General features: G+C 61.4%; 10 protein-coding genes. 5 read left to right on the top strand and 5 right to left on the bottom strand.

Annotated elements, in window-relative coordinates; all coding sequences use genetic code 11:
* The first annotated feature begins 185 nt into the window (after positions 1-185).
* Positions 186-404 carry a DUF6500 family protein gene (locus AC1D17_RS01505; RefSeq protein ID WP_477563656.1) on the top strand — a complete coding sequence of 73 codons (219 nt, stop codon included), beginning with the start codon at positions 186-188 and terminating at the stop codon, positions 402-404.
* Here the strand turns inward: AC1D17_RS01505 and guaD are convergent.
* The 5 genes from guaD to xdhA all read right to left on the bottom strand — a co-directional run bounded on the left by guaD (position 401) and on the right by xdhA (position 8280).
* Positions 401-1714: a guanine deaminase gene (gene guaD, locus AC1D17_RS01510; protein ID WP_477563657.1), complete on the bottom strand. Its 1314-nt coding sequence runs from the start codon at positions 1712-1714 to the stop codon at positions 401-403. The two genes, AC1D17_RS01505 and guaD, sit on opposite strands and share 4 nt — an antisense overlap.
* Entirely contained in the window at positions 1711-2949 is a 1239-nt protein-coding gene (locus tag AC1D17_RS01515) for a urate hydroxylase PuuD (RefSeq protein WP_477563853.1), read from the bottom strand. The genes guaD and AC1D17_RS01515 overlap by 4 nt, the downstream gene beginning before the upstream one ends.
* Before the next feature lie 82 nt (positions 2950-3031).
* Positions 3032-3940, bottom strand: a complete 909-nt coding sequence (locus tag AC1D17_RS01520; protein WP_477563658.1) for a LysR substrate-binding domain-containing protein — start codon at positions 3938-3940, stop codon at positions 3032-3034.
* Positions 3941-4325: 385 nt separating this feature from the next.
* Positions 4326-6668 carry a xanthine dehydrogenase molybdopterin binding subunit gene (gene xdhB / locus AC1D17_RS01525; RefSeq protein ID WP_477563659.1) on the bottom strand — a complete coding sequence of 781 codons (2343 nt, stop codon included), beginning with the start codon at positions 6666-6668 and terminating at the stop codon, positions 4326-4328.
* 136 nt (positions 6669-6804) lie between these two features.
* Positions 6805-8280 (bottom strand): xanthine dehydrogenase small subunit, encoded by a 1476-nt coding sequence (xdhA, locus tag AC1D17_RS01530; protein WP_477563660.1) that lies wholly within the window; start codon positions 8278-8280, stop codon positions 6805-6807.
* A gap of 225 nt (positions 8281-8505) precedes the next feature.
* Here xdhA and glpK point away from each other — a divergent pair, with 225 nt between their 5' ends.
* From glpK to AC1D17_RS01550, 4 genes are all read left to right on the top strand, one after another.
* Positions 8506-9999, top strand: coding sequence for a glycerol kinase GlpK (gene glpK, locus AC1D17_RS01535; RefSeq protein ID WP_477563661.1), 1494 nt, complete (start codon positions 8506-8508; stop codon positions 9997-9999).
* 250 nt (positions 10000-10249) lie between these two features.
* A complete protein-coding gene (locus AC1D17_RS01540) occupies positions 10250-11308 on the top strand; it encodes an LLM class flavin-dependent oxidoreductase (RefSeq protein WP_477563662.1) in 1059 nt (352 codons plus the stop codon).
* Between the two features lie 78 nt (positions 11309-11386).
* Positions 11387-12136 carry a type I methionyl aminopeptidase gene (gene map / locus AC1D17_RS01545; protein ID WP_477563663.1) on the top strand — a complete coding sequence of 250 codons (750 nt, stop codon included), beginning with the start codon at positions 11387-11389 and terminating at the stop codon, positions 12134-12136.
* A 99-nt stretch (positions 12137-12235) separates the two neighbouring features.
* Complete coding sequence (locus tag AC1D17_RS01550; protein ID WP_477563664.1) at positions 12236-13435, top strand: YbfB/YjiJ family MFS transporter; 1200 nt, start codon at positions 12236-12238, stop codon at positions 13433-13435.
* The last annotated feature ends 44 nt before the right edge of the window (positions 13436-13479 follow it).

Genomic DNA, 13479 nt, shown 5'->3' on the forward strand with positions numbered 1-13479 from the left:
AACAATGTAACATGGCGCGTGCACGAGCAAGGTAGCCCGCCAGTTGGCACGGTCATTCTCGGTGAAACGAAGGTGAAGCCGCAGACGGTTGCGGCGTGGAAAGAATAGGCATCGTCTTCGTCTCTTGCATTTTGGCCAATCTCTCCCACAAGGGGGGGATTGGAAATCGTGTATCGGATGATTGAATGAGAACCAGTCTGAGGCAAAAGATAGTTGAAGTCTGCAATCGCAAGATCGCAGAAAAAGGCCCCGGTGTCGGGCTGTCCTTTTATGCGTTTTTCGCGAACAGGAATGACGATCCAGAGTTGCTGATGGAAGCGGCCGAATGGTGGATCCGGACGCACAAGCTGGATCACTTCGAAAAGGCCGTTAAGGTCAGGGCGATGGTTGAGAATATCGCTTAACCGGCCACCCCCGCCTTCGCCGCCACACCGGCCACATAGGTTTCGGCAATCGCCCGGTCATCCCCCATTGTCTGCAACAGGAACAGCTCGTCAGCGAGCGAGGTGACGACCTCCGCCTTCAGCGCCGTGGCCGGGGTCGCCGCCATGTTCAGCACAATGAAGTCTGCGTCGGTGCCTGGCTCCAGCGTGCCGATCCTGTCGGCAAGTGACAGAGCTTCGGCGTTGCCAAGCGTCATGTAATAGAAGCTTTCGAGCGGGTTCAGCCGTTCGCCCTGCAATTGCTGGATTTTGTAGGCCTCGTCCATGGTGCGCAGCATCGAATAGCTGGTGCCGCCGCCGATATCGGTGGCGAAGGAGACGCGCACTGGCTTTTCACGGTTCGTCAGCCGCCTGAGCGGAAACAGGCCGGAGCCGAGGAAGAGATTGGAGGTCGGGCAATGAACGGCAATCGAGCCGGTTTCGCTCATGGCGTCCATCTCGCGCTCGGACAGGTGGATGCAGTGGCCGAACAGGGTTTTCGGACCGAGGAGGCCGTAGCGGGCGTAAACGTCGGTATAGTCGATCGCGTCCGGGTAGAGCGCACAGGTGAAATCGATCTCGTCGCGGTTTTCCGAAAGGTGCGTCTGGACGTGCAGGTCCGGAAATTCAAGCACCAGGGCTTGCGCAGCCGACATCTGCTCCGGCGTCGAGGTGATGGCAAAGCGTGGAGTGATGGCGACGTGATTGCGGCCCTTGCCGTGCCATTGTTTAATGACGGCGCGGGTTTCGTCGTAACCCATTTGAGGCGTATCGAGCAGGCCCTGCGGCGCGTTGCGGTCCATCATCACCTTGCCGGCGACCATGCGCATGTTGCGGTTCAGCGCCTCGGCGAAAAAGGCATCGGCAGAGGCCTTGTGCACCGAGCAATAGGCAACGGCCGTCGTCGTGCCGTGGCGGACCATCTCGTCGAAGAATTTTCCGGCAATGCGCTCAGCATGCGCCGTCTCGACAAAGCGGCATTCCTCCGGAAACGTGTAGGTGTTCAGCCATTCCAACAGGTTGGCAGCGTAGGAACCGATCACCTGCATCTGCGGGAAATGCAGGTGCGTGTCGATGAAGCCGGGCAGGATCAGATGCGGACGATGGTCGAATTCACTGACGTCTCCGGCCGCCTGCGCCTTGACGGCCTCATAGCTGCCGCTGGCGACAATCAGTCCGTCTTCGACCAGAAGCGCACCGTCGGCCTCGTAAGTATAAGCGCCGGTGTCGTCGAGGCTGAAAGGGGCACGGCTGAAACTCAAGGTGCGTCCGCGGATGAGGGTGGCGGTCATTCTGTCTTGCCTTCCGAAACCGAGCTTTCGAACCATGCGGTCAAAAGCTTGCGCTCGTCATTGGTCATGTCGGTGATATTGCCGGGTGGCATCGCATGGCTGCGGCCGGCCTGGATATAGATTTCGCGGGCATGGGCTGCGATCTCCGCGTCGTTTTCCAGCATCACGCCCTTCGGCGGCCGGCTGATGCCTTCATAAACAGGTTCGGTGGAATGGCACATGGAACAGCGCGTCGAAATCGCGTCTTTCACGGCCGGGAAATGCGCGTTGGCGGCGAATTTCCGGAAGGCGGGAGAGACCTCGGCCGTGTCCTCGCCGGTCAGGACTTTCGGCACGGTCGAAAGCCACATGATGACGATGAAGATCAACAGGGTCACCAGCCAGGTCCAGGTCGGGTGTCCCTTGCGGGCATGGGTTGTGTTGAACCAGTGCCTAATGGTGACGCCCATCAGGAAGACCAGAGCTGCGATCACCCAGTTATAGGCGGTGGCGAAGGCCAGCGGATAATGGTTCGACAGCATGAAGAAGATGACGGGCAGGGTCAGGTAGTTGTTGTGCAGCGAACGCTGCTTGGCAATGACGCCGTATTTCGGATCCGGCGTCCGCCCGGCGATCAGGTCGGCGACCACGACGCGCTGGTTCGGCATGATGATGAAAAAGACGTTGGCCGACATGATCGTCGCGGTGAAGGCGCCGAGATGCAGGAAGGCGGCGCGACCGGTAAAAACCTGCGTGTAGCCCCAGGCCATGGCGACCAGCGCGACATAGAGAATGCCCATCAGCGTCCAGGTGTTCTTGCCGAGCGGCGATTTGCAAAGCAGGTCGTAGAAGATCCAGCCGACGGCGAGGGAGCCAACCGAGATCGCAATCGCCGTGCTCGAGGAGATGTCGAGCACATGCCGGTCGATCAGGAAGAGATCGGCGCCGCCGTAATAGACCAGACAGAGCATGGCAAAGCCGGACAGCCAGGTGACATAGCTCTCCCATTTGAACCAGGTGAGATGTTCCGGCATGGTCGCGGGCGCGACGAGGTATTTCTGGATGTGATAGAAGCCACCGCCATGAACCTGCCATTCCTCGCCATAGGCGCCGGCGGGCAGGTGGTCGCGCTTCACCAGGCCGAGGTCGAGCGCGATGAAATAGAAGGACGAGCCGATCCAGGCAATCGCCGTGATCGCATGCAGCCAGCGGACCGCAAAGGCGAGCCATTCCCAGACGACGGCGAATTCATACATGCAAGGTCCCCTTTTCATGCTCCGTCTCCCCACCTTGCGCAAAAATGCACGGTGGGGGAAGGGGCGATTTGATCGTCAACCGCTATTTGGCAAAGCCGCTGGCTTCCGGATTGAGTCCGCCCAGAATCCAGTCGCGAAACATGCGGATTTTCGGCGTGTTGCGGCGCGCATGCGGATAGGCGAGCCAGTAATTGTGGCCATCGCTGCAGCGTAGCTCAAACGGCTGGTAGAGCCTGCCGAGCGCTACGTCGTCTGTGTAGAATTCAGGGGTCAGAATGGCGGCGCCCTGGCCGGCGACCGCCGCGCGCGCTTCGAAGGTTTGCGCGCCGAGCCTGCTTGTCGGCCTGCCCTCGAGGTCCGGGTCCTTGACGCCGGCGGCTTCGAACCAGATTCGCCACCAGGGATCGGCGGCGTCGATGATCCTCAGTTTCAGGAGATCGCGTGGCGAGTGGATGCCGCCGATCGTCTCGGCGAGCGCCGGGCTCAGCATTGGCGTGAACTCGATGCGCATCAGCGGATGGCTGTCGAGGCCCGGCCAGACGCCGGTACCGGATCGGATGGCAAGGTCAGCCGCTCCCATCAAGAGATCGATTGTTTTCTCGCCGGTCGTCAGGCGCACGGCGATGTTCGGATGCGCCAGTTGAAAGGAACCGATATTGCGCGCGAGCCATTGCGACGCAAAGGTTGCCGTCGAACTGATAAGCAAGGCGCTGTTCACATCGCCGCGCGCCGATGAAACCGCTTCCTGCAACATCTCGAAGGCTTCGGTCACGCGCGGGGCGAGCTGCTGGCCAACGTCGGTCAGCACGATCTGCCGCGGCCGCCGCAGGAATAGCGGCTCGCCGACATTCTCCTCGATCAGCTTGATCTGGTAGCTGACAGCGGTCTGCGTCATGCCGAGCTCAGCGCCTGCCTTGGTGAAGCTGCCCAGCCGTGCCGCCGCTTCGAACACCCGAAGCGCATTCAGCGGAAACTGTTTCGACATTTTCATGGATAAGTTCTCTTGATGCATGCAGACGGTTGTTCGATTGGAACTGGAGCACGTTTGCGCGCATGCTGCAATCACATTCACGAAAACAACAGGTGCCGTCATGGATTGCCAAGCAATTGAAAGATATCAGCCAATACCGCAAGCGGGCAGGGACGGATGGCGGCTTCGGCTGGCAAGGTTTTTGTCTCGCCTTCAGCCGAACTATCCGAAGCTCGATCTTGAAGTGATGTCCGAGTACATGAAGAGAGACTTGGGTTTCATGGATGGACGCGACCCCCGCCAGGACTCGGACCTGACCCGTTAGTGCTCGCCGCCAGAACATATCCCGATGTTCTGGCGGCGCAATTTTACTGCGCGGATTGCAATCAGCAACGCTGCTGCGCGTTCAGCGCGACACGGTTCTCAGGCGTTCGACAGCCATCAGGACGCGTTCTGGCGTTGCCGGCGCATCAAGCCGTGGGCACTCGCGATAATCGGCGACGCTGGCAACGGCCATCGACAGGGCTTCCAGCACCGAGATCGGCAGCATGAACGGCGGTTCGCCGACCGCTTTCGAGCGGCCGATGGTCATCTCGGCATTCTCGGCCCATTCCGCCAGCTTGACGTTGAAGATTTTTGGCCGGTCGGAGGCGAGCGGGATCTTGTAGGTCGATGGCGCGTGGGTGCGCAGACGGCCTTTTTCGTCCCACCAGAGTTCCTCGGTCGTCAGCCAGCCCATGCCCTGCACGAAGGCGCCCTCGACCTGGCCTATATCGATCGCCGGATTGAGCGACTTGCCGACATCGTGCAGCACATCGACGCGGTCGACCATGTATTCGCCGGTCAGCGTATCGATGGAAACCTCGGAAACGGCGGCGCCATAGGCGAAATAGTAGAATGGCGTGCCTCGGCCTGTATTGCGGTCCCAGTGGATTTTCGGCGTCTTGTAGAAGCCGGCGGCCGACAGCTGCACGCGGGCGAAATAGGCTTGTTTGATGAAAGCCGGGAAGGGCACTAGTTCTTCGCCGATCTTCACGTGGTTCGGCACGAAGGCGATGTTTTCCCGCTCCGTCTGCCAGCGCTCGGCGGCAAAATCGACCAGGCGTTCCTTGATCTGGCGGGCTGCGTCATGGGCGGCCATGCCGTTCAAGTCGGAGCCGGAGGAGGCGGCGGTGGCCGACGTGTTCGGCACCTTGCCGGTGGTGGTGGCGGTGATCTTGACGTTGGTGATGTCGACCTGAAAACTGTCCGCCAGAACCTGCGCCACCTTGGTGTAGAGCCCCTGGCCCATTTCCGTGCCGCCATGGTTCAGGTGGATCGATCCGTCCTGATAGACATGCACCAGCGCACCCGCCTGATTGAAGGCGGTCATGGTGAATGAGATGCCGAATTTCACCGGCGTCAGCGCAATGCCCTTGCGGATGATGCGGCTCGTTTTGTTGAAATCGATGACCGACTTGCGCCGCGCCTGATAGTCGGCGCTTGTCTCCAGCTCGGCGACGATGCGCTGGATGATATTGTCTTCCACCTGCTGGTGATAGGGCGTGAGGTCCCGGCCGGAACCCTTCTCGCCGTAAAAATTCAGTTTGCGGATCTCGAGCGGGTCCTTGCCCAGCGCATAGGCGATCTCCTCGATGATCCGCTCGCCGCCGACCATGCCCTGTGGTCCGCCGAAACCGCGATAGGCGGTATTGGAGACGGTGTGGGTCTTCAAGGGCTGCGAGGTCAGTTTCACATGCGGATAGAAATAGGAGCTGTCGGCATGGAACAGCGCGCGGTCGGTGACCGGGCCGGACAGGTCCGAGGAATAGCCGCAGCGCGCGGCGTAATTGGCCTTGACCGCATGGATACGGCCGTCATCGTCGAAGCCGACGTCATAATCGACGAGGAAATCGTGCCGTTTGCCGGTCGCGGTCATGTCCTCGTCGCGGTCGGGCCGGAACTTGACGGCGCGGTTGAGCTTCTTTGCTGCAACGGCGGCGAGAGCCGCAAACTGGTTGCCCTGCGTCTCCTTGCCGCCGAAACCGCCGCCCATGCGCCGGACCTGTACGGTGACGGCATTGGAGGGGACGCCGAGCACATGGCCGACCATGTGCTGTATTTCGCTCGGATGCTGGGTGGAAGACCAGACGGTGATTTCGTCGTCCTCGCCCGGGATGGCCATGGCGATATGGCTTTCCAGATAGAAATGCTCCTGCCCGCCGATCCGCATCCGGCCGGTGAGACGGCGCGGTGAAAGCTCCAGCTCCGCCTCGGCATCGCCACGCGATAGGGTCAGCGGCTTGGTGACGACCTCGGCGCCGTTTTCGAGCGCATCGAGAATATCCGTGTGATGCGGCAGGTCGCGATAGGTGATCTTCGCCTTGCAGGCGGCGCGCCGGGCAATGTCGCGCGTCTGCGCAATCACCGCGAAAGCCGGTTGGCCGTGGAACTGCACCAGGCCATCGGCCAGCACCGGCTCGTCGTCGAGATGGCTCGGGCTGATATCGTTGGAATGCGGCATGTCCTTTGCGGTCAGGACACAGACGACGCCGGGCGTCGCCTCGACCTCCGACAGGTCCATGGAAACGATCTCTGCGTGTGCACGGTCGGTCATGCCGAGAGCGCCGTGCAATGTTCCGGCCGGTTCCGGAATATCATCGATATAGTCGGCGGTGCCTGACACATGCTTGTGGGCGCTGTCGTGACGCAGCGCCGAATGCATCGGCCCGGCAATCGTCTTGCGTTCCTCGAAGGTGGAGTTGTCCATTATATCCCGCTCCGATTGGTGGTGCACATGCCCCTCATCCGGCCGTCCTCGTTCAGTGAGACGGGCGGCCACCTTCTCCCGGTTTTGACGGGGAGAAGGGAGCAGCCGGGCCGTGCCAACGGTGAAATTCCCGTGTTCATGCCGTCACCTCGAACCGGACAAGTTCCGCTTTTTCGCCCGATGTTTCCAGGAAAAACCGCAACAACAGGTTCTTCGCCGCCAGCATGCGGTAGGCGGCCGTCGCCCGCCAGTCGGTGAGCGGCTGGTAATCCTGTTCGAATGCCGCCTGCGCCGCTGTCACCGTCTCTTCGGTCCAGACCTTGCCGATCAGCGCCGCCTCGACATCCGTTGCCCGTTTCGGCGTCCCGGCCATGCCGCCGAATGCGATCCGCGCGGAGGCAACCGTGTTGTCGCTCGCAAGTGCTATGCGGAAGGCGCCGCAAAGCGCGGAGATGTCCTCATCGCGGCGCTTGGAAATCTTGTAGACGGCGAAATGATCGCCCTTGGGCAGGTTCGGCACGAAAACGCTCTCGACGAATTCGCCGGGTTTGCGGTCCTGACGGCCATAGTCGATGAAATAGGCCTCAAGGGGCATAGTGCGCTGTCCGGCCTTTGATCGCAGTGTCACGCTGGCGCCAAGCACAATCAGCGGCGGCGGCGTGTCGCCGATCGGCGAGCCATTGGCGACATTGCCGCCGATCGTGCCCATGTTGCGCACCTGCTCGCCGCCGAGGCGATCGAGCAAGCGGCCGAAGGCGGGGTAGCGCGCGGATATCAGATCGAAGGCGGCCGAGTAGCTGACGCCGGCGCCGATGATGATGCCATCATCCGTTTCGCGGATAGTCTGGAGTTCTTCCAGGCCATTGATGAAAATAACGGGGTTCAGTTCCCGCATCTGCTTGGTGACCCACAGACCGACGTCGGTACCGCCCGCAACCATGGTCGCTTGCGGATTGTCCGCCAGCGCATCGGCGAGATCGGCAGCCGTGCCGGGTATAATCAACGTGGCGTCATCACTCGTCATGCGGATCGTCTGCGTCGAGCGGATCGCCGTCAGCTTGGCAATGATTTCCTTACGGACTTTGACGATCGGGTCGAACACCGCATCGGGCCTTGCCAGTGCCACGGCTTCCGCCGCCTTCACGATCGGCTCGTATCCCGTGCATCGACAGAGATTGCCTTGTAGCGCCTTTTCGATATCGGCCCGGCCGGGATTGTCCTTCGACAGCCAGAGGCCATAGAGCGACATCACGAAGCCGGGGGTGCAGAAACCGCACTGCGAACCGTGATAATCGACCATTGCCTGCTGAACCGGGTGCAATGTTCCGTCGCTCGCCGCCAGATGCTCGACGGTGACGACATGGGTGGCGTTCAGCGAGCCGGTGAAACGGATGCACGCATTGACGCTTTCATAGACGAGTTCACCGCCCGACAGCCGCCCGACCAGAACGGTGCAGGCACCGCAGTCCCCTTCCGCGCAGCCTTCCTTGGTGCCGGTCAGCCGCCGTTCGAGGCGCAGAAAATCGAGCAGCGTCGCGGTCGGCTGCACGGCGGTGAGCGCAATCTCCCGGTCATTCAGGATAAAACGGATGCTGCCGGCGGACTGTGTCATGCTGTCTCTTCTTTTTCATTTCGAACCTTGAAACTATGCCCAAAACCGGCACCGTGACAATTGTGTTTCTGCCATCACCGTCCGGCTTTTTCGCGTGGCGCAATAGCCCGTTCGCTTGCGTTTTGTTTTCGTTTGACATTCGTTTTTGTATCGTATTGAAGTTTTTGAAATGGCTCGCGCTCTTGAGGAGAACCCGCGGGCAGAAGAAAAGCAGGGAGGGGCAAGGTGAGCGGATATATTCTCGCAATCGATCAGGGCACGACATCGAGCCGTGCGATCATCTTTGACAAGGACCAGAAAATCGCCGGGTCCGGGCAGAAGGAATTCAGGCAGCATTTCCCCAAATCCGGCTGGGTCGAACATGATCCCGAGGAAATCTGGGATACCGTCCTCTGGGCGATTAGGGAAGCCATAAGCAAGGCCGGTATCAAGGCCGGTGACCTCTCGGCGATCGGCATCACCAACCAGCGCGAGACGGTCGTCGTCTGGGAGCGCGACAGCGGCAAGGCGATCCACAATGCCATCGTCTGGCAGGACCGCCGCACCGCCTCCTACTGCGACAAGCTGAAGCGCCAGGGGCTCGAAAAGACCTTTACCAGGAAGACCGGCCTGCTGCTCGATCCCTATTTTTCCGGTACCAAGCTGTCCTGGACGCTCGCCAACGTCAAGGGCGCGCGGGCGCGTGGGGGCAAGGGCGATCTCTGCTTCGGGACGATCGACACGTTCCTGATCTGGCGGCTGACCGGCGGCAAATCCTTCGTGACGGATGCGACCAATGCTTCGCGCACGCTGATGTTCAATATCGTCACCAATGACTGGGATCGCGAACTCCTTGAAATCCTGCGCGTTCCCGAGGCGATGCTGCCTGAGGTTCTCGACTGTGCTGCGGATTTCGGCGTAACGGACATGTCGGTCTTCGGGGCCGAAATCCCGATCCTCGGTGTTGCCGGCGACCAGCAGGCGGCCACCATCGGCCAGGCCTGCTTCCAGCCGGGCATGATGAAATCCACCTATGGCACCGGCTGCTTTGCTCTTTTGAATACCGGCAAGGATATCGTCCGCTCGAAGAACCGGCTGTTGACGACCATCGCTTACCGGCTCGCCGGTGAAACCACCTACGCTTTGGAAGGCTCGATCTTCGTTGCCGGTGCCGCCGTGCAGTGGCTGCGGGATGGATTGAAGGTCATCAAGGCTGCCCCCGATACCGGCACGCTTGCCGCAAGCGCCGATCCGTCGCAGGAGGTCTATCTGGTGCCCGCCTTCACCGGGCTTGGCGCACCGCATTGGGATCCGGATGCGCGCGGCGCCATTTTCGGCATGACACGCAACACCGGTCCCGCCGAGTTCGCCCGCGCAGCGCTTGAGGCCGTCTGCTATCAGACGCGCGACCTGCTCGATGCCATGCACAAGGACTGGAAGAGCGACGGCAAGGAAACCGTGCTGCGTGTGGACGGCGGCATGGTCGCTTCCGACTGGACGATGCAGCGCCTGTCCGACCTGCTCGATGCACCGGTGGACCGGCCGACTATTCTGGAGACCACGGCACTCGGCGTCGCCTGGCTTGCCGGCAGCCGGGCAGGGGTCTGGCCGAACCAGAAGGATTTCGCCAAATCCTGGGCTCGCGACCAGCGGTTCGAGCCGGCGATGGACGAAAAGACCCGCGCCGGAAAGCTGAAAGGCTGGCGCAATGCGGTGAAGCGAACGCTGAGCGACGGGTAGAAAGATATGTGCCAGGGCGTCAAATGTAGTTACGTTGCTACAGATTGATGGAGGCGCCTATGAGCACTGCATTTTCCGATACCCGAGATTTCATGGGCAGCGGGGTGCGTCTGCTCAAGCCATGGGAAACCTGACCCTTCTGGAAACACACTGTTTCGCCTTCCGTGCTGTCTGTCATGCGCACAGATGGTTATGTGTGAGGCCACACCAACTTTGCCCCTTCCGGGCTTCTTAAACAGGCAGGAATCGCATGGAACTCGGTCTTTACACCTTCGGCGACGTTCACCCGGAAGCGCCGCAGGGACGCGGGCCGGAGGGCGAGGAGCGGGTGCGCCACCTGATCGAGGAAATCGAACTGGCCGATCAGGTCGGGCTTGATGTTTTCGGTCTGGGCGAACATCACCGGCCGGATTATGTCGCGTCTGCTCCGGCAATGATCCTGGCTGCTGCGGCGGCACGCACGAAAAACATCAAGTTGACGAGTGCTGTTACGGTGCTGAGTTCGGACGATCCTGTCCGGGTCTTCCAGCAGTTTGCGACGCTCGACCTGATCTCGAACGGCCGTGCCGAAATCATGGCCGGACGGGGTTCCTTCATCGAATCCTTCCCGCTGTTCGGCTATGATCTCGAAGATTACGACCAGCTGTTTTCGGAAAAACTGGATCTGCTTTTGGCCATCCGCGAGGGCGAGGCCGTGACCTGGTCCGGCGTGAAGCGCGCGCCCATCAATGGCCGCGGCGTCTATCCACGGCCGGTGAACGATCCGCTGCCGGTCTGGATCGCGGTCGGCGGCACGCCGCAATCGGTGGCGCGGGCCGGAGCGCTCGGTCTGCCGGTGGCGCTGGCGATCATCGGCGGCGAGCCGGCGCGCTATGCACCGCTGTTCGACCTCTATCGCGAAGCCGCGCACCGCGCCGGACAGGACCCGTCAAAGCTGAAGACCAGCATCAATGTCCATGGCTTCATTGCCGACACCAATGAAAAGGCTGGCGACCAGTTCTATGGCCCGCAGGCCGAGGTGATGAACCGCATCGGCCGCGAGCGCGGCTGGGGTCCGACCAACCGGGCGCATTTCAACCAGTCGATCGGGCCGAACGGCAATCTCTTTCTTGGCGATCCCGATACGGTCGCGGAAAAGATCATCCGGCACCAGAAGATCTTCAAGAACGATCGTTTCCTCCTGCAGATGGCGATCGGCCTGATGCCGCATGACCAGATCCTGCGCGGCATCGAACTCTACGGCACGAAAGTGGCGCCGCTGGTGCGTGCGGCGCTGGCAGATGAGAAGAAACAGGCAAAAACCGTCTGATCTCAGCGATTTTCCCATAGCCGGTGTCTGGATTGGCCGCTTTCGGCGCGTTACATAAACAGCCGAAAGCGAGAGACGATGACACTCAACAATGACGAAGACCTGGAGCGGCTGAAGGAAATCGGCCGGATCTGCGCCAATACGATCCAGATCATGGCGGCGGCACTCGAGCCAGGCATCACCACGGCGGAACTCGACGCGATCGGCCGCAAGGTTCTGGAAGATGCCGGCGCCCGTTCCGCCCCGGAACTTACCTATAATTTTCCCGGCGCGACCTGCATCAGCGTCAACGAGGAAGTCGCCCACGGCATTCCCGGGCCACGCATCATCCAGGCCGGCGATCTCGTCAATATCGATGTTTCCGCCGAGAAGAACGGGTTGTTTGCCGATACCGGATCGTCCTTTGCCGTCCCGCCGGTCAAGCCGCAGATCGAGCGTCTCTGCCGCGATGGCAAGCGCGCCATGTGGGTGGGATTGAACGAGGTGAAGGCCGGCAAACCGCTGGCTTCGATCGGCAATGCCATTGGCAATTTTGCCAGGAAGAACCGCTATACGCTGATCACCAACCTGGCCAGCCACGGCGTCGGGCGCTCGCTGCACGAAGAGCCGACCGAGATCGCGACCTGGCCGGACAAGCACGAAAAGCGGCGGATGACCGAAGGCATGGTGTTCACCGTCGAGCCCTTCCTGTCGCTGGGTGCGCAATGGGCAGAAGGCGGCGATGACGAATGGACGCTCTACAGCGAGCCGCGGGCAATGACCGTCCAGTACGAGCACACAGTGATCGTCACGCGGAACGGACCGCTGGTCGTGACCCTGCCGGGCTAAACCATGCCTCAATGAGGCTGTTCTTGCATTCACACCGCTGAACGACACCATCAATTTTTGTCGTTTGTCGCCGTCATGCTGCATTGCGATAACTGTCGAATGACGACGATGGACCGCCCGTTGAGCCCGAGCCTTGCCCCCACGGCCTTCGCCGGCGCCATCGCCATGGCGGTTGCGATGGGGTTCGGGCGGTTTTCCTATACGCCGATCCTGCCCGGCATGATGACAGGTCTTGGGCTTTCCCCCGCCGATGCCGGGCTGATCGCCTCGGCCAATTTCGCCGGTTATCTTACCGGCGCGGTCGCCGCTGGCTATGGCTGGGCGGCCGGGCGCGAGCGGCTGATCAGTCTGTCGGCCCTTGCCGCGACCACGCTCTTGCTCCTTGCCATGGGGCTGACATCATCGTTGCTGCTGTTTTCCGTCATCCGGTTCCTGGCCGGTGTCGCCAGCGCCTTCACGATGATCTTTACCTCGGCGATCGTGCTCAGCAGGGGATTGGCGGCCGGCAATCCCCATGTGCAATCCGTCCATTTCGGCGGTGTCGGCATCGGTATTGCGGTCTCATCGCTGATGGTCTTTCTGTTGCCTTCCGGTGGGTTTGGTGCCTTTGCAGGCTGGCAGGCGGCGTGGTTCGGCGGCGCCGTCATCGCCTGCCTCGGCACCATCGCCGCCGCCGCCCTCTTGCCGTTCAGTCCTAAAGGGCGAAAGAGCGCGGAGCGGGAAAAGCCGTTGATCTGGACCAGGCCGCTCTTCGTCGTGACGCTGACCTACGGCCTGTTCGGCTTCGGCTATGTCATCACCGCGACCTTCCTTGTCGCCATGGCACGGCAAGGCGCAACCGATCATACGGTCGAGTTCCTCGCCTGGCTGATCACCGGTCTTGCCGCCGCCGTCTCGGTTCATCTGTGGCGCCGTGCCGTGCCGCGACTCGGGATCGTCGGGGTCTATGTCGTGGGGCTGCTGGTCGAGGCTATTGGCCTCATCCTCGTCGTTGCTCTGCCGTCGCCCTACGCACCGCTCATCGGTGGCCTGATGCTGGGACTGACCTTCATCATGATCACCGCCTATGGCCTGCAGATCGGCCGGGCGCTGGCGCCGGAAAGCCCGCGCAAGGCGCTCGCCTTCATGACCGCCGCCTTCGGCGTCGGCCAGATCGTCGGCCCGCTGGTTGCCGGTTGGCTGGCACAGGGGAGCGGCAGTTTCACGGTGCCGACGCTGCTGGCTGCGGGCGCTCTGCTGTTTTGCGCCGCGTTGATCGGGGTGGAAATGCGCCGCATCGTTGCTGCCGTGGGTCCCTGACCAGCCTCGCGATTAAATAACGGTAACATTAGCTTGACGTGATT

The sequence above is a fragment of the Pararhizobium sp. P1_E7 genome, assembly GCF_056405855.1.